The sequence below is a fragment of the Pseudoalteromonas galatheae genome (genome assembly GCF_005886105.2).
In the GTDB taxonomy this organism is placed as follows: Bacteria; Pseudomonadota; Gammaproteobacteria; order Enterobacterales; family Alteromonadaceae; genus Pseudoalteromonas; species Pseudoalteromonas galatheae.
Genome location: NZ_PNCO02000001.1, coordinates 429,736 through 449,669, shown reverse-complemented (window position 1 = coordinate 449,669; position 19,934 = coordinate 429,736). Strand labels below are relative to the sequence as shown.

At 43.2% G+C, this 19,934-nt stretch carries 21 protein-coding genes; 10 read left to right on the top strand and 11 right to left on the bottom strand.

Translation table 11 applies throughout. The features are described 5' to 3' along the window. Window positions 1-9 precede the first annotated feature (9 nt). On the bottom strand, window positions 10-621 hold the full coding sequence (locus tag CWC29_RS01910) for an NUDIX domain-containing protein (protein WP_128728605.1): 612 nt from the start codon (window positions 619-621) through the stop codon (window positions 10-12). Window positions 622-868: 247 nt separating this feature from the next. Here CWC29_RS01910 and tolC point away from each other — a divergent pair, with 247 nt between their 5' ends. The 3 genes from tolC to CWC29_RS01895 all read left to right on the top strand — a co-directional run bounded on the left by tolC (window position 869) and on the right by CWC29_RS01895 (window position 3,879). Continuing rightward, the gene (gene tolC, locus CWC29_RS01905; RefSeq protein WP_128728606.1) at window positions 869-2,215 is read left to right on the top strand and encodes an outer membrane channel protein TolC; all 1,347 of its coding nucleotides are present in this window, start codon (window positions 869-871) and stop codon (window positions 2,213-2,215) included. A 105-nt stretch (window positions 2,216-2,320) separates the two neighbouring features. Beyond that, entirely contained in the window at window positions 2,321-3,244 is a 924-nt protein-coding gene (gene lpxL / locus CWC29_RS01900) for an LpxL/LpxP family Kdo(2)-lipid IV(A) lauroyl/palmitoleoyl acyltransferase (protein WP_128728607.1), read from the top strand. A gap of 26 nt (window positions 3,245-3,270) precedes the next feature. Continuing rightward, on the top strand, window positions 3,271-3,879 hold the full coding sequence (locus CWC29_RS01895) for a TcpQ domain-containing protein (protein ID WP_128728608.1): 609 nt from the start codon (window positions 3,271-3,273) through the stop codon (window positions 3,877-3,879). On the opposite strand, the gene glnE is transcribed toward CWC29_RS01895, so the two are convergent. Continuing rightward, window positions 3,876-6,674, bottom strand: coding sequence for a bifunctional [glutamate--ammonia ligase]-adenylyl-L-tyrosine phosphorylase/[glutamate--ammonia-ligase] adenylyltransferase (gene glnE, locus CWC29_RS01890; protein WP_138522085.1), 2,799 nt, complete (start codon window positions 6,672-6,674; stop codon window positions 3,876-3,878). The two genes, CWC29_RS01895 and glnE, sit on opposite strands and share 4 nt — an antisense overlap. 79 nt (window positions 6,675-6,753) lie before the next feature. Between glnE and CWC29_RS01885 the strand changes: the two genes are divergently transcribed. The 7 genes from CWC29_RS01885 to sdhC all read left to right on the top strand — a co-directional run bounded on the left by CWC29_RS01885 (window position 6,754) and on the right by sdhC (window position 11,632). Further along, window positions 6,754-7,647, top strand: a complete 894-nt coding sequence (locus CWC29_RS01885; protein WP_128728610.1) for a DUF350 domain-containing protein — start codon at window positions 6,754-6,756, stop codon at window positions 7,645-7,647. Window positions 7,648-7,658: 11 nt separating this feature from the next. Then, window positions 7,659-8,156: a hypothetical protein gene (locus CWC29_RS01880; RefSeq protein WP_128728611.1), complete on the top strand. Its 498-nt coding sequence runs from the start codon at window positions 7,659-7,661 to the stop codon at window positions 8,154-8,156. Window positions 8,157-8,225: 69 nt separating this feature from the next. Continuing rightward, entirely contained in the window at window positions 8,226-8,960 is a 735-nt protein-coding gene (gene rsmE, locus CWC29_RS01875; protein WP_138522087.1) for a 16S rRNA (uracil(1498)-N(3))-methyltransferase, read from the top strand. A 57-nt stretch (window positions 8,961-9,017) separates the two neighbouring features. Further along, window positions 9,018-9,977, top strand: coding sequence for a glutathione synthase (gene gshB, locus CWC29_RS01870; RefSeq protein ID WP_010379037.1), 960 nt, complete (start codon window positions 9,018-9,020; stop codon window positions 9,975-9,977). Between the two features lie 19 nt (window positions 9,978-9,996). After that, complete coding sequence (locus tag CWC29_RS01865; RefSeq protein WP_128728613.1) at window positions 9,997-10,554, top strand: YqgE/AlgH family protein; 558 nt, start codon at window positions 9,997-9,999, stop codon at window positions 10,552-10,554. A 42-nt stretch (window positions 10,555-10,596) separates the two neighbouring features. Continuing rightward, on the top strand, window positions 10,597-11,046 hold the full coding sequence (ruvX, locus tag CWC29_RS01860; protein WP_017217006.1) for a Holliday junction resolvase RuvX: 450 nt from the start codon (window positions 10,597-10,599) through the stop codon (window positions 11,044-11,046). A gap of 202 nt (window positions 11,047-11,248) precedes the next feature. Then, the gene (gene sdhC / locus CWC29_RS01855; protein WP_128728614.1) at window positions 11,249-11,632 is read left to right on the top strand and encodes a succinate dehydrogenase, cytochrome b556 subunit; all 384 of its coding nucleotides are present in this window, start codon (window positions 11,249-11,251) and stop codon (window positions 11,630-11,632) included. A gap of 36 nt (window positions 11,633-11,668) precedes the next feature. Here the strand turns inward: sdhC and CWC29_RS01850 are convergent, their stop codons facing one another. From CWC29_RS01850 to CWC29_RS01810, 9 genes are all read right to left on the bottom strand, one after another. Continuing rightward, window positions 11,669-12,475: a metal-dependent hydrolase gene (locus CWC29_RS01850; RefSeq protein WP_128728615.1), complete on the bottom strand. Its 807-nt coding sequence runs from the start codon at window positions 12,473-12,475 to the stop codon at window positions 11,669-11,671. Between the two features lie 114 nt (window positions 12,476-12,589). Beyond that, complete coding sequence (locus tag CWC29_RS01845; protein ID WP_128728616.1) at window positions 12,590-13,609, bottom strand: Rieske 2Fe-2S domain-containing protein; 1,020 nt, start codon at window positions 13,607-13,609, stop codon at window positions 12,590-12,592. A 17-nt stretch (window positions 13,610-13,626) separates the two neighbouring features. Then, entirely contained in the window at window positions 13,627-14,622 is a 996-nt protein-coding gene (locus CWC29_RS01840) for a beta-ketoacyl synthase N-terminal-like domain-containing protein (protein ID WP_138522089.1), read from the bottom strand. Further along, on the bottom strand, window positions 14,612-15,076 hold the full coding sequence (locus CWC29_RS01835; RefSeq protein WP_138522091.1) for a 3-hydroxyacyl-ACP dehydratase FabZ family protein: 465 nt from the start codon (window positions 15,074-15,076) through the stop codon (window positions 14,612-14,614). The genes CWC29_RS01840 and CWC29_RS01835 overlap by 11 nt, the downstream gene beginning before the upstream one ends. Further along, a complete protein-coding gene (locus tag CWC29_RS01830; RefSeq protein WP_128728619.1) occupies window positions 15,073-15,393 on the bottom strand; it encodes a phosphopantetheine-binding protein in 321 nt (106 codons plus the stop codon). The genes CWC29_RS01835 and CWC29_RS01830 overlap by 4 nt, the downstream gene beginning before the upstream one ends. 48 nt (window positions 15,394-15,441) lie before the next feature. Continuing rightward, window positions 15,442-15,669 carry an acyl carrier protein gene (locus tag CWC29_RS01825; RefSeq protein ID WP_138522093.1) on the bottom strand — a complete coding sequence of 76 codons (228 nt, stop codon included), beginning with the start codon at window positions 15,667-15,669 and terminating at the stop codon, window positions 15,442-15,444. Between the two features lie 5 nt (window positions 15,670-15,674). Further along, window positions 15,675-17,039, bottom strand: a complete 1,365-nt coding sequence (locus tag CWC29_RS01820; RefSeq protein WP_138522095.1) for a salicylate synthase — start codon at window positions 17,037-17,039, stop codon at window positions 15,675-15,677. Between the two features lie 3 nt (window positions 17,040-17,042). After that, window positions 17,043-18,653 (bottom strand): AMP-binding protein, encoded by a 1,611-nt coding sequence (locus CWC29_RS01815; RefSeq protein ID WP_138522097.1) that lies wholly within the window; start codon window positions 18,651-18,653, stop codon window positions 17,043-17,045. Continuing rightward, entirely contained in the window at window positions 18,653-19,933 is a 1,281-nt protein-coding gene (locus tag CWC29_RS01810) for an acyltransferase (protein WP_138522099.1), read from the bottom strand. Before CWC29_RS01810 ends, CWC29_RS01815 begins: the two co-directional genes overlap by 1 nt. Window position 19,934 lies beyond the last annotated feature (1 nt).

The window sequence follows — 19,934 nt, the reverse complement described above, 5'->3', positions numbered from 1 at the left end:
ATACGACTCCTAAACTGCTTCTATCCGCGCTTTATTTAATGCCAACCATTGTAGACTAATTACAGTGGCAGCGTTATCGATTTCCTCATTATCAAGGCGCGCGAGGGCTTCATCAAATGGCATTACATGCACTTTGATATCTTCACCTTCTTCAGCCAGCCCATAGACTCCACCCGCTTCAGATAAATCAGCAAGCGCTAAATACAAATATAGTCGCTCTGTTGTACCACCAGGGCTTGATAAATAAGAGCGCATATAAATGAGCTTATCAAGCTCAAGTCCAGCTTCTTCTTTGGCTTCCTTTCTCGCAACAAACTCATAATCTTCGCTCCCTTCAGCCATACCTGCAATACATTCCAAAAGCCAAGGGGAACTTTTTGAAGCCAACGCCCCTATTCGAACTTGTTCAATAAGCAGCACGCTATCAGTAATAGGATCGTACGGCAGTATTGCAACTGCATGACCGCGTTCTAAGATCTCGCGTGTTATAAGCTCTGATACCCCACCATTAAATAGTGCATGGGTAAACTGGTACTTGTGAATGGTAAAAAAGCCATTGAAGATTGTTTCGATTGAAGAAACAGTGACATCGACTTTACTGAACTGACTCAAAGGTTTCATAAAATAATCCTGCATTTTTTTACAGCAATGGTTTAAAAGCTAACCAATCACCCTTATATTAGGGTCATGCCTGAATAAGTAAACGAAGTCGTTTACCTTTAACTTTTTCCACTTTACAATACCCAAGTGGTATTAATATATTCTGTTACACTTGTTGGCGATGATTTACGCATTGGGTCTTTAATTGGGCCGCAAAAACAGGGTAACATGCTGACAGTATAAAAATTGTCTAAGGACTGAGCGAAAAATGAAAAAAACTCTACTATCATTAGTCGTTGGGTTGTCGTGCGCACTTTCAAGCAGCCTGTCCCACGCGGAAGACCTACTGCAAGTATACGACATTGCAACTGCTAACGATCCTACCGTATTAAAAGCTAAAGCGCAGGCTGATGCGCAAAAATATGCTCAAGACCAAGCGTTAGGTGTATTACTACCTCAGCTTGGCTTTCAAATGAGCTATACCGATGTCACGTCAGAAGGTGCGTTGAGCGAGCAACATGACGGCACAGGTTATACATTACATGAGTCTGACACAGATACTTTTCAACGTTCAATTTCCCTAAACCAAACCATTTTTAATATGGCATCTTGGCAGGGGCTATCGATCGCTGAAAAACGTGCAATGCAAGCATCGACTCAATATGAGCAGCAAAAGCAGACTTTGATCGTCCGTATCGCTGAAGGCTATTTTAATGTGCTAAGCGCATTAGATAGCTTAGAATTTGTACAAGCAGAGAAGCGTGCTATTGAACGTCAACTAGAGCAGACAAAACAGCGCTACGAAGTAGGTCTGACTGCAATTACAGACGTGCATGAAGCAAGAGCGCAATTTGACCGTGCAGTTGCTGACGAAATTATAGCGGGTAATGCTGTTGAAACGGCACGTGAAACATTACGTACAATTACGGGTAAGTATCACGCTAAACTAGATAAGTTGAATACTGAAACCTTCTCAACGGTAAAGCCTACGCAAAATACGAGCGATTTTATCGAGATTGCAAAAGCGAAGAACCTAGATCTTCAAGTTGCAAAATCTGCGGTAGACATCGCCAAAGATCAAATTGATTTGGCTCAAGCTGGACACTACCCAACACTAAACTTAAACGCTACTTATTCTGATTCATTAGCTGACAGTGCAGGTAGACAACACGCACCACGTAGTGACAGAACTTCAGTAGGTTTAACGTTAGACGTACCAATTTACACAGGTGGTCGTACGGTTGCAGCAACCGATCAAGCTCGTGCAAACTTTGTTGCTAGCAGCGAAGATATGGAAGCGGCAATGCGTAACATGACGCGCTCAGTGATCACGTCTTATAACCAAGTGGTGTCTGACGTTGCAACTTACCGTGCGCTAGAGCAAGCAGTTGTTTCTGCAGAAAGTGCGTTGCAAGCAACGGAAGCTGGTTTTGATGTAGGTACTCGTACCATCGTGGACGTACTGGTCAGCACACAAAACCTTTATAACGCGAAGCGTAACCTTGCTGATATTCGTTATCGCTATGTACTATCATCGCTACGTTTAAAGCAAGCTGCAGGTACGCTATCTCGTGCCGACCTTGAAGCAATCAACCAAGGTTTGATTGAAGGCTAAGTACTTCGATTATCACCTCTGAAAAGGCCAGCTATGCTGGCTTTTTGTATTTTTACAGCAATATAGATAAACTAGCCGCTTAAATTAAGTCTTAGGTATATTACTTTGGTTACTCACTCACCTTTCAAATGGTCATTCTTAGCACCTAAATTTTGGCTGACTTGGCTTGGTGTTTTCGCCCTGTATTTAATCTCATGGCTCCCGCAAAGTGTTCAATTTGCACTGGGTAGAGGCCTTGGACGTCTGGTCCATAAATATATGAAGCGTCGCCGTCATATTGCTGATGTCAATTTGAAACTTTGCTTTCCCCACCTAAGTGAATCAGAACACAAAGCTATGCTACTAAAAAACATGGAAAATACCGGCATAGCAACACTTGAAACGGGGATGGCATGGTGGTGGCCACAGTGGCGCATCAATCAAGTGGTAGGCTCGATTAAAGGGCTAGAACATATTGAAGCCGTGCAAAAGCAAGGAAAAGGGGTACTTATGCTGGTTCCCCATATGTTGCACCTTGAGATGGCCAGCCGAGTGCTAGGCACTAAAATGCAAGGTGTTGGCTTCTATCGCCCACACAATAACCCACTTATGGAGTTTTTTATGACCCGTGGGCGACTACGCTCAAATGAGTACTTAGTCACCAAGCGAGACGTCAAAGGGTTATTGAAAACACTCTCAAGCAAACGCGTTTGTTATTACTTGCCAGATCAAGATTATGGCCGCAAGCGCTGTGAGTTCGCACCTTTCTTTGCGGTCCCTGATGCAGCGACAACAACTGGTACTTTATTATTTTCTGCAAGCAAAAAGGCTGAGACTTTAAGCTTACACTGTACGAGAGACGCAAAAGGGATGTATCATTTAGATATACAACCTATTTTAGAATCATTCCCAAGTGGCAATAATCTTGCGGATGTTACTCGCGTCAACGAGAGAATGGAGCAAGCAATCAATTGTGCGCCGGATCAATACATGTGGGTACATCGTCGCTTTAAAACGCGACCTGATGAAAAGGCACCTTCGTTTTATTAGGGCTTAGAGTCTTGGAGTAGTTTGAAATGGCTAAGAAGAAAAAAAATAAATTATCGTCAATCTGGTTTTGGACTAAACACCTATCACTAGGTGTGTTACTCATTTGGGCTGCCTACTATTTCCTTTTTGGTGCTTCTAAAGATATGAACTTTAGGGAGACCACCAATGTTGCAGCGCAAGGCCTGTCGCAATTTTACGAAAGCTTTAGAAATAGCATGAGCAATCGTGATACTGATCGTGAAAAGTACGTTATCACACTCGGGAAACCGACCTATCCTCTTGATGATGCACTGGCGCAAAGGGCACTTGCTGTTAAGCCATCTAATCCTAAATGGACCGGTGAAAAGCAACCAAGACGCTTTGATACAGGCGACACCTTAAAAGATGTGCTTACCAAGCAAGCCAAAGAAGAAGGTGTGGAACTATTTTGGTATCTAGAGCGTGATTACGTGGTGAAATATAATTTCCGCCTTGATACTGACTTTATTACGGCTCTTTACCAAGTTGGAACGGCGATAAACGACGACTTTGAATTTCAAGTCTATACTTTTTTCTGTCCGCGAGAGCGCGCCGCGGTTATCACCGAAAACCCACCAATCTATGTACGTGAAAACTGCCGTAAGCTAGCGGGTTAAGCCAGTACCCGCTGCCAAATTTGAACGACTTGTTGAGCGTGTTGGTCAAATGCTTCACGCTCCACAACTCTACCTAATTGATTTAAGCTATTAAAATGGTATTGATCTCTAAACAAACAATATGCAGAGATTAAATGCTTCATTTCATCACCATCAATCACTTCAACTTCACCCGCTTGCTCCAAAATACGAATATTATCTGGATAAGAACAAAGTGCTGGATACTGACTGCTATATCGTAAAACAATGTACTGACTGATAAATTCAATATCCGTCATGCCACCGCTCCCCTGCTTTAAGTCAAAATGACTGACACTATCTTGATTTAGGTGAGCTCGCATTTTTTCACGCATATTGCGAACATCTTCCGCTAATTTAGGCACGTCTCGCTGCTGCATTAGTATTGCATGACGTATTTCATCAAATCGTGTGGCCATTTTCGACTCACCTAACACCATACGAGCTCTCACTAGCGCCTGATGCTCCCAAGTCCAAGCTTGCTCTAACTGATATTGATAAAAACTTTCGAGGTTGATAGCGAGTAAGCCCGAATTTCCTTCAGGGCGAAGTCGAGTGTCTAATTCGTAAAGCATGCCAGAGAGCGTTTTGGTATTGAACAAATGCATTAAGCGCTGTGCCAGCTTCATATAAAACTGTCTTGAAGAGATAGGTTTATCACCCTGAGTTTGACTTTCGCCGTCACGATTATGCACAAACACTAAGTCTAGATCTGAGTTGTAACCGAGTTCATATCCCCCCGCCTTGCCATACGCTATTACAGCAAAGCCTTTTTCTTCTATTGTTGCACCTTCAGGCGCACCAAAACGCGCCACCATATGCCCCCAAGCAATATCAACGGCCTTTGCAATAATCGCCTCAGCAAGCGCAGTTAGATGATCGCTCACCTTCATAATATCCAACACGCCTGTGGCATCTGCAGCCGCAACTTTTAGCTGATGCGTTTGTTTAAATTGTCGCAGCGCTTCCATCTGTAGCTCGACATCTTGTTCATCTATACGCAAAAATGCTTGCTGGATCTCATTTTTATAGGCCGTTAATGGCAAAGGTTTATAAAGAGTTTGCGGATCAATAAGTTCATCAAGGAGAATTGGATATTTAGCTATATGCTCAGCAATCCACGCGCTATGACAACAAAGCTTGATAAGTTGAGTCAACGCACCGTGATTTTCATACAGTAGCTCCAAATAGGCTGTACGAGACGCCACTTTATTGATCACACTGAGCACGCGAGCGAGCGCAGGCTCCATGTTTTGTTTACTGAGCTCTCGTAATAAAGCAGGCATTAACTTATCGAGAATATCGCGACCACGAGTGCCCGCCTGCTTTTTACTTAGCCCTTGCTTAAACTCCATCAAGTCAGTTTGCCATGTATCAAAACACGGTGCAGCTCGGCACTGGCCCAGCTGCGCGATTTCTCCCGTTTGCCACGCATAAACCGCGCTATCGTCTTCATCTAATTCTTCTTCAGGCGGTTCACCAATGACTTGACTAAACTCAGCTCGAATATGCTGCGTCACAACCTTTAGCATTTGCTCTACTTCAGCGTAATCGTTACATTGCAATAAGTGGCTCAGACGCAGACAGTCTATGTTGTTATCGGGTAAAGTTTGCGTTTGTTTGTCGTCAAATGCTTGAAGGTATTGCTCAACTTTACGCAGCACTAAATAGTTCTCATGCAGACGATTTTTGACCTCGACAGGGACAATCTCAAGCGCTTCAAGCTCTTCTAATGCCTGTAACAATGAAGGGGTTTGTAATGGCGTTTCGCGACCGCCGCGTATCAGTTGCAAAGCCTGCACGATAAACTCTACTTCTCGAATGCCACCCGCGCCCAGCTTAATGTTATTCGTTAAGCCTTTGCGTCTCACTTCTTGGGCAATCATGTTTTTCATCTTTCGCAGTGAATCTATCACAGAAAAGTCGATATAGCGGCGATAAACGAACGGCCGAATTAGGTCGTAAAACTCCTGCCAATACGGCGATGGCTCGCCAATTGGCCGCGCCTTTAACATCGCATAGCGCTCCCATTCGCGACCTTGATCTTGGTAATAATCTTCCATTGCGGCATAACTCATCACCAAAGGACCACTATCTCCAAATGGTCTTAAACGCATATCGACTCTGAATACCTGACCATCAATCGTGACTTGATTTAACGCCGAAATAAGTTTTTGTGCCACTCGAGTGTAAAAAACTTGCGCCTCAACACTACGCCGACCACCGGATGTATCGACGCTTCTTGGATAGGCAAAGATCAAATCGATATCAGAGGAAAAATTCAGCTCCTTACCGCCAAGCTTCCCCATGCCTAATACCGTCATGGGTATCGGGCTACCATCTTCATCTTTTGGTGAGCCTGATGATTGTGCTTCTACGCTTAAGTATGCCCATTGATAAGCGTTTGAAATCAAGGTATCGGACAACTGCGAGACGTAGCGGATACTGTCATCAATCTCATTGCCTGCGACCAAATCCAGCCACATCACTTTAAGCCAATACTTTAATCGATAGTGACGCAGTTGCTGCCAAGCTTGCTTTTCTTCAATCAATGGCGCGGAAAAGTCAAACACATCAGGACAGTCGCGCATTTGCATCTGTGTATCATCAAGCAGCCAAGCTCCCCACTCAGGAAATCGTGCAAGTGTACGCTCGGCAAAATCACTTAGCGCCAGCAACCGTGCCAGTTTGGGCTCCATCGGCGCGTCACCATAAATCATTTGGTACCGCTCTTGCGCAAGCGTATTTAGCGCTGCTTGAACAAACAATTCCGACATAAAAAACTCCCCGGTAGACTGGCTCTCTTTGTGAGCAGTGTTATAGTAACTCTATCTAAAACACAACCTTACACCGAGTATGAGTTACTTGTCTTTAAACAATATCAACTTTTTAGCGATTTTGATTTGCTTTGCCATTGTCTGCGGTTTAACGATATCGCTACGCTTAATGATCCAACGTAGCGCCAATCATCTACTTGATGATGAGCTCGCACAACGTGACAACTTTGCACTTGGGATCAGCTATGCCAGTCAAGTGACGATGCTGTGTATTTGTGTTGCTTACTTATTTAATGATTTAGGCGTGGTGAGAGCACAAACACACCCTCTGCAAGTTGCCTTGCATATTGGGTTGATCATTGCCTTTGTATACTTTGGCCAATGGATACATCGCAAATGGATTTTGTACCAGTTTGACGAAGAAGAAGCGATTTTAAAACAAAATATCTGCGCTGCTATGGTGGACTCAGGCATGTTACTTGGTAATACCATTTTGGTACTCGGCTTATATCATTGGGTGCATCCGAAAGGCTGGAGTGATTTATTAGTCGTGGCCCTCGGCTTTATGCTATTGCAACTGCTTTTCGCGTTAGATAGTAAAATCAGAGAAAGTCGTTTTGCCAAGCTTAATCAAGGCGCTTCATTGCAGCAAAATTTTAATCTCAGAAACACTTCTATCGGTATTCGTTATGCGGGTAAATCTATCGGTCTCTCCTTAGCCATGTATGCGGGACTGCACAGCGCTCCCTACCATGGAGCAAAAGTGGTAGAAAACTTGTTTTCAGTTGTCATGCATTGCGGTGTAATGTGGCTTTTCCTTTACATCGGCAGTTACGTGTTACTGCACTTATCCTTACCTAAGGTCAATATTGGTCTAGAGGTAGACCACCAAGATAACGTTGGCATAGCGTGCTTGGAGTTTGCGGTTTTCTGCTCCATAGGCTATTTACTTATTAACTTGTTTTCGGTGTAACGCAATACTGCATGAATGTTTTAAGTGATGGATTTTTACTGGTCGATAGTAATTGGGATTTTAGCCAAGAACTCGTCGAACATTTGCAAAATGTGCGCGCTAACCATGCCAGCAACATAGTTATCGCAGGTGACAATACTAAGCAAATGCTCAAGATGATGTTTAAAGAACAAATAAAAGACTATTGCTATTGCGACTTTAGCAATGAAATCAGCGTTTCTGAACTTGCGAGCTATTTGCATCGTCACCATAACATTCATGCCGTGCTGCTCTATTCTCTTGACTACCATTTAGCCACCGAGGAGCAGCGCTTCATTTTTGATTCCCTTCATCCACTCCGGTTTTTAATTGAACAATCTTTGCAAGGTTTTCAAGTTACTAAACTACATTCACAAGCGACTATCAATCACTTATCCTGCCATCCTGATACCGCAGGCCTGCCCGACCCTGACTTGATGCTTGCCAAGCTCACCGGGTTACTATGTGGTAAAGCTAAAGTGCTGGGATAATAGAGCCTATAGACTAACCGCGCACAAGCGCTTACCATTGCCACAAAACAGCAACTGAATAATCGAATTATGCGTATTCCACACATTTATCACAACTCACCTTTGGCCATTGGTGTGCCAGTTACTTTAGATGACGACGCTGCTGGGCACATAGGCCGAGTACTTAGAATGACAACCAAAGATAAAGTCAGCCTGTTCAACGGGCAAGGCGGCGAATACCTATGTCAATTAAGTGAAGTTGGGAAAAAGAAAGTCGTTGCTGTGCCTGAGTCATTTGAAGACAAAAATGTAGAATCTCCACTTGCCATACACCTTGGACAAGGGATCTCTCGCGGCGATAAAATGGACTTCACTATTCAAAAGTCGGTAGAGCTGGGTGTGAGCGAAATTACTCCTTTGTTTACCACACGCTGTGGCGTTAAATTAAGTGGTGAGCGTCTAGCAAAAAAACACCAGCAATGGCAAAAGATTGCAATTGCCGCAGCCGAGCAATCCGGGCGCAATACCATCACCGTAATTCACCCGCCGATGGAGTTGTCTGAGTGGCTTGCACAGCAAAGCGACGAGCTAAAAATTACGCTACATCCTCGTGCAGAACATTCAATAAAAACACTGCCGTATACTCAGTCTGGGATCCGCTTTTTAGTAGGACCAGAAGGCGGTTTTACCGATGAAGAGCTAGACGCCACTGCTCAACAGCGGTTTGTTGATGTCCGTTTAGGCCCACGTGTACTTCGTACAGAAACCGCAGCGCTAACGGTACTGAGCGCACTACAGCTGCAATTTGGCGATTTAGCACTTTAAATACACCGAGCAACCCCCATATCATGGGTAAACTCAGCAAGCGCAATGGGAGCGTCTATGACGATTAAATTAGGGATCATTTCCGATCCAATCAGTGGCTTTAACATTAAAAAAGACACCGGGTTTGCCATGATGCTGGCGGCACAGCAGCGCGGCTATGAATTGTATTACATGGAAATGAATGACCTTTTCTTGTACCAAGGCGTTGCCAAAGCGACCGCAGCAAAAGCGCAGGTATTTGACGATACTTCCCATTGGTATGAACTAGCTGAGAAACAAGAAATCGATTTAGGCGACCTTGACGTTATTTTAATGCGTAAAGATCCGCCTTTTGATACCGAATATATTTACGCCACTTATATTCTTGAGCGCGCCGAACTTGCGGGTTCGCTGGTGGTAAATAAACCACAAAGCCTGCGCGACGCCAATGAAAAGCTATTTACAGCGTGGTTTAGCGAACATACTCCAGATACTTTGGTTACACGTAATCAATCACAAATTCGCGAGTTTTTAGCTAAACATGGCGATATCATTCTCAAGCCTTTAGATGGGATGGGCGGCGCGTCTATTTTTAGAGTAAAACAAGATGACGCAAATATTGGTGTGATCTGCGAAACGCTTACCGAGCATGGTTCTCGCTATGCTATGGCGCAAAACTATATTCCAGCCATTAAAGACGGTGATAAGCGCGTGTTAGTGGTAGACGGTGAAGTGATGCCATACTGCTTAGCTCGCATTCCACAAGGCGGTGAAACTCGTGGTAATCTCGCGGCAGGCGGCCGTGGTGAAGCAAGACCTATTAGCGAATCGGACCGGAAAATTGCCGAAGCCATTGCCCCAACGTTAAAGGCAAAGGGTCTGATATTCGTTGGCCTAGATATCATTGGCGATAAGCTCACCGAGATCAACGTCACCGCACCAACTTGTGTGAAAGAAATTGAAGCAGCATATGACATTTCAATTATGGATAAGTTTTATGATGCGATCGAGCGAAAACTCGACCATACTAAAAACTAACCATTAAGGGGGTCTGGTTATGAAATCACTCGCTAATCACTTTTTAGTGGCAATGCCCAGCATGGACGACCCTTTTTTCAATCATACGGTAACCTATCTTTGTGAACACAGCGAAGATGGCGCGATGGGGTTGGTGGTAAACCACCCTATCGATATCACCGTGGGCGAATTGCTTGATCAAATTGATATAGATAATGATAAGTCTAGTCATGCGGCTAAGGTAAATATCTACGCTGGCGGGCCGGTTCACACCGATAGAGGCTTTGTATTACACACGCCAAAGTTTGGTTACGCCTCAAGCCAAGAACTTAGCTCTGAAATTATGATCACCACTTCCAAAGACGTCTTAGCCTCTTTAACATCGGCACACTCTCCTGAAGGGTTTATCATTACCTTGGGATATGCAGGCTGGGTTAGCGGCCAACTTGAGGAAGAACTCAAAGACAACACTTGGTTGGTTGTCGAGGCTGACCCCGAAATCATATTTAATACACCACCCGAAAAACGTTGGGAAAAAGCAGTGCAAATGCTTGGTATCGACGTTGCACAATTAAGCTCACAAGCAGGCCATGCTTAACTAACCTGCCATTTTGAGCTTAGGTTAATAAACGAAGTATTCATGGAAAACAAAAAAGAAAAAGTACCAAAAGGTAAACGTAGCGTCATCGGTTTTGACTTTGGCACTAAAAGTATCGGCTTGGCCATCGGCCAAGAAATCACCGCAACCGCATCAAGTTTGGGTGCCGTTAAGGCAAACGATGGCATCCCAAATTGGGATGACATTGCGGTATTTATTAACGAATGGCAACCTGATTTATTAGTAGTTGGCTTACCACTGAATATGGATGGTACTAATCAAGATTTAACATTCAGGGCAAAAAAGTTTGCCAACCGCCTGCATAACCACTTCCGGTTGCCGGTAGAAACGCAAGACGAGCGCTTGACGACAGCAGACGCCAGGGCACGCTTATTTGAACAAGGTGGCTATAAGAACCTTGCAAAAGGTAAGGTAGATGGCATGTCTGCTTGTATCATTCTTGAAAGCTACTTTGAAGCAATGTGGGAGTGATATCTCTGAGCGAATGCTAAAAGCTTTGTTTTTGGCGCTAGAGTCCCCCACCTTACACATGACTCAGCGCGCACGATAAGTATATAAATAATAAAAATTTAATAGAGTCCGGTAGCAAATCTGAATATATTTATAACTTGTGTCAATGTTGCATTTTTCGTAAAATGCGTAAACAAAATGTCTATCGTAAACGGAAGTTAGTATGAATAAAAGTAAGAAACGACCGGTCTTTATTAGTCTTCATAAAGTGAAAGTGCCGATCACGGCTTATGTGTCTTTTGCACATAGGGTAACAGGTGTACTATTTTTTCTTTCTTTCCCTCTTGTGCTATACGCTTTCTATCTGAGCTTAGCTTCAGAAGCGGGTTTTAATACCGTTGTATCAGCGCTTGACCACTGGTTTGTTAAGCTGATCACCTTAGGAGTTTTCACTGCCTTTATCTACCATGTTTTTGCTGGTATCAAGCACATGATCAACGATATGGGCTATGGTGAAGAACTTGATTCAGCGAAGAAGATGTCTTACGTCGTGTTATTCGCCACTGCAGTGGCTGTAATTGGCATGGCTTATAAGCTTTTTGGCTAGTTTTAATTGCCTCGCCAACTCGGCGAGGCGATTTCACTATAAAGACGCTAAAATTGATAAGTCAAAATGTGTATCTGGATGAAAGTCAGCTTCATAGAAGCGCTCAATTAATTGCATAAAATAGGGGATCACCCCTTGTTGCCCTACCATAAAATCAGACTCTCGAAGCCAAACTTTTAGTGCTTTGGCGCTTTTACCATCACTACTTGCCATTGTGTGCATGGTTTTTTCCAAAAAGCGTGCAAATTTTAGATAAACCTCACTCATCACTTGATTTAAAAATGCCTTATCTTTATACGTAGTCATATACAGATCATAGGCAACCGAGCGGTGATCAATTTCTTCTAAGGCATGCCATTTCCAAAATTCTGCGACTGATGGTGCACAAATATCTAGCCAATCATGGGTCAGCAAAGCTTCACTCGCCACAGCAGTCAAATGCTCTAAACACACCGTTAAGGCTAAGCAATATTGGTCACTATTATTGTTTGCTACATAAGCGCTATTAAATAAAAATGGCGCTTCTAAGCGGGCCAGCGAGTAGCCGTTTTCCCTACAACATGTTTTGTTATAAATGCTGTGATACTTGCTGTGCACCGCTTCTTGCATCATGAAGATACGCACTGCACTTTTAGTCTCTGGATCTTCAATACTAGATAGGCTTTTTTTTAAGCTATCAATGAAAAACTTTTCACCACTCGGTAAAGCGATAGAAAACGCATTAATCAGAATAAACTTAAAATATGCCTCTCCGTCATAGTCATGAATAAAGCAACCATCAAAATCAAACGGTGGCGCACTGAATTTACTCGCGACTTTTTCAACCTCTGTAGAAAGATACATAGAAAGGTTCCCTATTCAAAAATTGTAATTCTGTATTGGGAGACTTAGTCAATATCAATGGGTTTTCATTGATATCGTAAAAACACAATACTGCCGTCCCCCCTAAAACTGATATCAATCAGAAGTTGGTGACTCAATATAGAATTGTGTTGCCCACTTTCTAAATTGTCGGATTGGACCATCAACTCTACTTATTGGCGGGTTTACTAGATATTTTTTTCGCTCCCAAATATCAAAATCTTTAGCCAATTCAGCCGCAAGTTTTGGGATTAAAAAGCTAAGCATTTGCGAGTCGCGATTTTCTTTACCGGTTTTTTGAATCGAAACCGCCAAACGAATACAAATAGAGTGTTCATCTATTGGGGTAGAATGTAGAAAGGTTCTCGCAGACGGAAATTTGTTCGCTGATAGTGCATGAACTTGCTGCAATCCTAAGCCAAATAAACGGACGCGTGTAACAGAGTCAACATCGCCAGTTTGAGTAGAAATTTGGCTTATCGACTGCCAAGTAGCGACCGCACCATCATATTCAACCGACTCGATTTCACCGACCTTATTTGCCCCGTGTACCACGCTGAAATGTGCAATATCTACCCCATTTTCAGCAATTTCTTGCACATGGGTATTCAATATCCAAATACACTCTTCATGCAACACAGGCTCAGTCCACCCCGTTAAGTCAACCGGCTCAATATCCCAACTTGGCTGGCGCTTTTTGTCTCGCTCCGGTGACCACCAAACCATCACCATTCCGTTGACAATTTTACTGGGAAAAGTACCAATCTTAACTTTTATGGGTTTTTGCATTTCAGGGACATCATCACAGCTGCCGGAGCAATCAAACCTCCAGCCATGAAAAGGACAGCGAATAGACTCTCCTTGTACAATGCCTCCAAAGCCCAAGTGTGCACCGAGATGGGGGCAAAAAGCATTGACGACGTTAATCTCACCGCTTTGTGCACGATAAACAACGACTTCTTCACCACACACTCTCGTTGCCTCTACGCCCTTAACCGGGATATCAGCCGCCATTGCCACGGCATACCACCCTTCAGGATAAGGAGAAAAAGGATAACGCTGATTGTTCAGTATATTCCTTGAAGAGTATTCGAGCGCTTCTTTACCTACTAACATATCTCTATCTCTCAGTTTTATTTAGATATTTCATACGTTTGATAGCGACCATCTATCATTTGACAAGCAACAAGGAAGTGCTTTTCTGGCTGCTTATTTAATAACACAACGGCAAGTGCAAACTGGAAGCTCAATGACGCCTCTGCAAGATACCCAAAGCGCTTAGTTAAATTTATAATCTTGGTACCATCTCCTTCAGTGATTGAGTCAAGACTGCCTTCAACATCCGTAGTAAGCTCTGTGGTAACTAAACAACTTACGTACTGCGGCTCATTGATTTTTTCAAGCAAAGCGGCTTCATCATCATAAGATCCTACAAGTGAGACCTTAGCTACTGCGATATCACGATGAGCCTCACTAGTCGAGATCAATGCACTGGCAGAAGCTTTCGCAAACTTTCGACCTTCAGCAAGCGAGTTTACCGAATGCTCGATTGCTTCAGCGATGATCTCTCGACTGCCATTGCTGACACCACCAACGAGTGAAATTGGCGACTCAGTCGCAGTCAACGTGTGTTCAATTGCATGCTTAAAAGCTTGAGAAGCACCGCTTTGCTCACCGATAAAGGTCAAACTTTCGCCGCAAATGTTGAATAGTATAGAAATGTTCGCTGAGTATAGGTTTGCAAGTTCCATTAGCAACTGAGTCGGTCTTAACCTTGCTATTTCGGCGTTAACCGTCGACACATCTTGTGTCCAAGCATGTTTAGTGCGCTCGTCAACCTTTACATCACGCTCACCAATTGAGCAAACCGTATATATGTTTGCATTTTCAAGTACCTCTGGTTTCGTTGAAAATGGTGAAGTATTAATGGCCTCACCAGATGCCGCGACCAATAAGCATTGGCTTTCCGACATATTATTCAAATCACGCTTTTTTTTAATATAATTTGAATATTGGATCTGCTCCAACCCAATTAATCTATCGTTATCTATATTAATATCTGAAAATGTATTAAATATTTCATTTTCTAAAGATGCTCCAACACCTAAGATATACGCATTATAAATCATGTCCTTTCCATCCTGCTTGCAATGCAATATTTTTTATATGTGATCGCATTTGTTCATTAGCAAAGCGTTGTAGTTTTAACATCAGTTCCGAGTCGGCAACAACAGCTCCCGTTGCATCATAGATTTTAGCTTTACAAATAAGATAACCGTCTCCATGGTGTGCTATTTTGCTTCTAATGGTTAGCACTTGATTAGGCGTCACAAAGCTTCTGAACTTGGCAGAGCGAACAGTCGCTAAATAAGCCATCTCTTCAAAATTTTTGCTTAGCATGTGAATATAGCCACCTGCTTGCGCCATCATTTCGATAAGGATCACGCCAGGAATAATCGGATTTCCAGGAAAGTGCCCTTCAAAGATCGGCGCCCTTTCGGGCACCTCACTTTCGCAGACGATCGCATCCAAGCTGTTATGCTCAATAATCCGATCAATAAGCTGGTTATACTCTATGTTCATGCAGGAACAGCTCCTTGCTCTTCAACCAGCTCTAGTACACTTTCAACAAAGTTACTAAGGCGGAATACGCTATCTTCAGCATTTGGAGCTTGCTCACTTGCACGGTTCATCCACTCTTCTGAAGGAATGGAAATTCCAAACTCACTTTCGATGTCAAAGATAACATTCAAAAAGTCGACACTATCTAGTCCCAAATCCGCATTTAAAATGTGATGCGGCTCTATTTTTTCAATATTTAGATCTTCCAGGTCACATTGCTCTAAAATAAGTGCTGTGATTTTTTCGTAAGCTTCGTCATAAGAGATTGAGTTGCTCATTTTGCTATCCTTTGTTTTTTATTTGAAAATATTGGGGTTAATAATTTTTTAGAGCGATAAATCGTGAATATCGTCTATTAATTGTGAAATCGGCTTATTATTAAATAGCCACTCCATCGGGATCTCTAATCCAGACTCTTTTTTGGCACGAAGAATGAACTTCATAGCCAAAACAGAATTGCCACCTGATTCACTGAAACTTTTATTCAAGTCAGCGTCATTAATCTTTAGCGTGTCGACAAATAACATTGTTAAGTTCCCACGATCTACTGACATGTGCTTTATCCTAGTTCTTCTTCAAAAGTGACGTAGTTTGCAACGCAGCTCATTTTCTCGCATGTTTCGACAAACTCTCGCTCTGGCCTTGAGTTCTTAACAATCCCAGCACCAGCTTGCAGCCAAGAGCTGCCGTTATGATTGAATATAGAGCGCAACACTAAAGCGGCATCAAGACAACCATCTTGTTTCACCATAAACACGGAGCCACTGTACAATTTGCGTGGTTCAGGCTCAGTGACGCGGATAAAATCAACCGAATTTAACTTGTCTATTCCTGATGCGGTCACGGCAGGAAACAGCTTAATAAATGCATCCCATTTATTTTTGTCTTCACTCAGCTCGCCAACTACCATAGACGCTAAATGCTGAACGGTACCGCGCTCGACCACATGCATAAACTGATCAACAATCACGCTTTCTTTGTCACACACTGCTTCCAGCTCTTCAACGGATAGGCGCACTGACATCGCGTGCTCTGCAATTTCTTTTGGGTCACTCAAAAGATCTTGTTTCAGCATCCACGTTTCTTCTGCATTGTTACCCAGCGCTCTCGTACCAGCTAACGGTTGGGTATAAACTTTTCTGTTTACATCAACCTTAACCACCAGCTCAGGGCTGTACCCCGCTGCTGAGCAACCATCGATGTCGAACATAAATGAACGTACAGGGGTGTTATTTAGACGACCATTTACAAATGTATTTATCATGTCGACTTTATTGGCAAGGCGAACACGTCGCGAGAGGATCACTTTTTCAAATGCGCCTTGCTTAATCTTCTCAATCGCAAGCTGTACGCTGTCTTTGTACTCCTGCTCATGGCGATGTAAGTCTTCCAGCTCAATTCCTAATTTAACTGGTAGCGTCGGCTCACTGATATGTTCAGCAACATTCTCTAGTTGTACTAACCATTCATCCACCTCAGTCTGAGCGAGACCATCGACCAGCTTCACCTCAATATGCTTGTCTCTTTCCAATGTGAGTACCACTTGTGGAACAACAATACGCAGTAGTTCACTTGGCTCATCAAGTCGTTGAACCGAAATACCGTGTGTTAAATAGGCAAGCTCAAAGTTAGCGAATCCAAAACAAATTGGATTTTTAACACCGCATTGCTCTAATGCCGCTTCAATACCTGTAGACAACCCTTGGTACGAAACCGGCTGTAATGCCCCTTGTTTACCAGCGAGCAATTGACCATTTGCATCAAGTGACACTTCGTAGACACAACCTAAGCCAACTTGCCAAGTGCCATTGTCTTCATAAATAAAAAGCTCTTTTTGCTGCAGGCCACTTTTTCGGATCCCTTTTATCCACTGTGAAGCGTCTATGCCACCAGCTATTTCGTATTGTAAATATCCTTTATTCACGCTCTATTCCTCGTAGAGTTTGATGAGTTGATGCTTGTCCGTTTTACCTATGGGAGTAAGCGGTAATTGATTAATTAGTTTTATTTCATCCGGCAGTTTGTAGGCAGGAAGATTGTGTTCATGTAACCGAGCACGTACTTTACTTTCGTCGAGCTCTGACTGCTTCACGACAAATAACACGGTTTTTTCGCCTTGTTCAGTACAAGGCACAGCAACTAAACAACTGTGAATTATCTTATTCCCTTCAAGGAGCACATCTTCCACATCAGCTGGTGAAAATTTCTCGCCAAAACGATTGATCTGCTCTTTTGCTCTTCCCATAATTTGAATACAGCCATCCGCTCTTCTTTTTGCGAGATCTCCTGTGATAAACCAACCGTCAGCAGTAAAGTCTTTGTGATTTGCTTGCTCATTAAAGAGGTAGCCATGAATGGTGTAAGGGCCTTTAGTGATCAGTTCACCTACTTCACCAGGTAATACATCTTGCAAGCTAGAAGATACGATGCGAACCTTATCCTCTGGGCTGGCTGGAGAGCCTTGCGAGTGAATAATTTGCTCTAACGAATCACCTTTCTTAGAACAGCAAAGCAAACCTTCAGACATGCCAAACACTTGTTGTAATTCACACTGCAATTCATCAATTACGCTTTTGGCTTTATCTGGAGCAAAATACGCCCCCCCAACTTGAATTTGACGTAACGAAGAAAACTCACTAACCGCTAGCTTTTTAGATTCAACAAACATATCCGCTAGCGAAGGCACTAACGCGGTATGTGTGATTGAGTTGCTTTCTACAATCGTAATAAGGGACAAGATATTATTGGCATCTCCCAAATACGCAGCTCCCCCATTAGCAAGCACCCCCAACACACCAGGACATCCTAGGGCAAAATTGTGTGCAACAGGGAGCGCAGCCAGATACCTTACGGTTTCGTCTAAGTGGCAGTGGGCAGACATCATTTCAATGTTATAGATATAGTCACTATGCGTTCGTGGTATTAATTTAGAACGACCAGTAGTCCCACCCGATAGAAGAATAAAAGCGACTTCCTCGGGCTCACTGTATTCGCAGCACTTGAGTATCTCTTCAAAGCATTGCTCAGGTTGAGGCAACAAAGTATGAACTGCTGTTTTCGTTAGCGGTTTCGCCGGCATGCAGTCAAGAAATATGTTTTGGATCTGCTCCGACTTATCAAGCCAATCAAGAATAAGTTGTTCTGTAGGCTCATCCGCATAATGACCTATGTAAGCAACAGAACTCGAATCTTGGATCACCCCACTGACTTCATTTACACTGTGCGCAGGCAACGCCAAAACAGGAATAGCGCCAATACGTATTAATGCAAAAAAGCTGATGAAAAACTCCACCCGGTTACGTAACCTTATGGTGACCCGCGCATCTTTTGAAATACCCAATGCGGCAAAATAGCCGGCATTTGCTGTTATCTTTGATGCTAATTGCGAATAGGTGACACGATGAGCTTCATCTTGTAATGCAAGACGATCGCCATGCAATGCACAAGACTCCAGTAACCAATCACACAGCGTTTCTCTCTTCCAGTTACTAAGCTCTGCTCGTTGTTTTAAAGCGCTTGAGGAAATTGGCGGATACATTAGCCGAGCTCCTTAAGTTCTTGATTAAAGTTACGGCTAAACTCAGCAAGTTCAGATTCAAATAACGATACTCTAAAGCGTATTTCATCAGTTTGATTACGACTTGGTAGTATTGAGATAAACCGCATATATTCTTCATTCGGTGTGTCAAAACTCACCGGTCCTCCCGCACCAAAATCAAACATGTCATAGCTGATATGCATGAGGTTATTACACATAATGGCGGGTTCGTAGATGGCGTCAAAAACGGGTCGTATCGCAAACTGTTTATAGTTTTTGTTCGTAATGTGCTTATCAAGCCAAGCAAACTCTTGCTCTATCCTTTGCGCATGCTCCACCATTGAAAATACCGATGTACGTATTTTTTTGGCGATATCAATGGAGGTTATAGAACGAAGCTCAGTGCTCGTTAACTCTGTCTTTGGATAGTAAAGGTGGTTGCCAAGCGGTTTATCAATGTCGGTAAATTGTCGAATGTCATATACCGTATATAAGCTAGTCACCTCTGAATTTGATGTACGGCTTAACATTGCATGATGCGCACTTTTCCACGCCAGAGCATATAAATAATCAGAAAGTGGGACGCCATGCGGTGTAATATAAGTCAGCAAGTTGTCTAGCGTTTTACCGCCAAAAGTAAATTCAGCGGTGGCGATCGCACTCTCACCTTGTCTTGCATCTGATGCAAGTGAAACTTGGCGAATGCTATCGTGGTACTCGCCTTGGTGTTCATCATTATTCGGTAGCGGATCCTTTGCTTGATAACAACCGACTACCTCTTCGCGATAGGCTGCAACAACAGCCGCAAGAAAATCAAAAAAGGCCCCGCCATCCGCAATCGCATGCCATACGCTCAGACCTAATACGGTGTGATCATCATAATTTGTCTGCTTTACGGCAAACAAAGGGACCTTTAAACTTGTTGCTGAAAACTTATGCTTTCTGCGTTTTGAGTTGTCAGGCAAATACATCTGCCAATCTTGCTCTGTTATGCCTCCCTCATCAGCAAAACGTTTATCTACTCGTTGAAAGCTGAAGCTGATCCCTTTAAAACAATCGATATACACATTTTGATCTTGCTCTACCCCACTGACCTTACGGCCAGAAAAATATGGATAGCGTTCAACAGCCTGCGACAAGGCACTAAACAACTTTGCGTCATCCAAAGGGTAGTCGTATTCAAGCACATAATCCGTCCACGTATCGAGTAGCAGATCAACCCCGCCTAGTGCACAAGGTGGTGGTGGAGATACTGGCGAAATTAGTTTTTCATATTGCATG

Coding starts and splice junctions, on each gene's coding strand:
- CWC29_RS01910 (WP_128728605.1), bottom strand. CDS start 621: ATGAAACCTTTGAGTCAGTTCAGTAAAGTCGATGTCACTGTTTCTTCA.
- tolC (WP_128728606.1), top strand. CDS start 869: ATGAAAAAAACTCTACTATCATTAGTCGTTGGGTTGTCGTGCGCACTT.
- CWC29_RS01895 (WP_128728608.1), top strand. CDS start 3,271: ATGGCTAAGAAGAAAAAAAATAAATTATCGTCAATCTGGTTTTGGACT.
- glnE (WP_138522085.1), bottom strand. CDS start 6,674: ATGTCGGAATTGTTTGTTCAAGCAGCGCTAAATACGCTTGCGCAAGAG.
- CWC29_RS01885 (WP_128728610.1), top strand. CDS start 6,754: ATGAGTTACTTGTCTTTAAACAATATCAACTTTTTAGCGATTTTGATT.
- CWC29_RS01880 (WP_128728611.1), top strand. CDS start 7,659: ATGAATGTTTTAAGTGATGGATTTTTACTGGTCGATAGTAATTGGGAT.
- rsmE (WP_138522087.1), top strand. CDS start 8,226: ATGCGTATTCCACACATTTATCACAACTCACCTTTGGCCATTGGTGTG.
- gshB (WP_010379037.1), top strand. CDS start 9,018: ATGACGATTAAATTAGGGATCATTTCCGATCCAATCAGTGGCTTTAAC.
- CWC29_RS01865 (WP_128728613.1), top strand. CDS start 9,997: ATGAAATCACTCGCTAATCACTTTTTAGTGGCAATGCCCAGCATGGAC.
- ruvX (WP_017217006.1), top strand. CDS start 10,597: ATGGAAAACAAAAAAGAAAAAGTACCAAAAGGTAAACGTAGCGTCATC.
- sdhC (WP_128728614.1), top strand. CDS start 11,249: ATGAATAAAAGTAAGAAACGACCGGTCTTTATTAGTCTTCATAAAGTG.
- CWC29_RS01850 (WP_128728615.1), bottom strand. CDS start 12,475: ATGTATCTTTCTACAGAGGTTGAAAAAGTCGCGAGTAAATTCAGTGCG.
- CWC29_RS01845 (WP_128728616.1), bottom strand. CDS start 13,609: ATGTTAGTAGGTAAAGAAGCGCTCGAATACTCTTCAAGGAATATACTG.
- CWC29_RS01840 (WP_138522089.1), bottom strand. CDS start 14,622: ATGATTTATAATGCGTATATCTTAGGTGTTGGAGCATCTTTAGAAAAT.
- CWC29_RS01835 (WP_138522091.1), bottom strand. CDS start 15,076: ATGAACATAGAGTATAACCAGCTTATTGATCGGATTATTGAGCATAAC.
- CWC29_RS01830 (WP_128728619.1), bottom strand. CDS start 15,393: ATGAGCAACTCAATCTCTTATGACGAAGCTTACGAAAAAATCACAGCA.
- CWC29_RS01825 (WP_138522093.1), bottom strand. CDS start 15,669: ATGTCAGTAGATCGTGGGAACTTAACAATGTTATTTGTCGACACGCTA.
- CWC29_RS01815 (WP_138522097.1), bottom strand. CDS start 18,653: ATGTATCCGCCAATTTCCTCAAGCGCTTTAAAACAACGAGCAGAGCTT.
- CWC29_RS01810 (WP_138522099.1), bottom strand. CDS start 19,933: ATGCAATATGAAAAACTAATTTCGCCAGTATCTCCACCACCACCTTGT.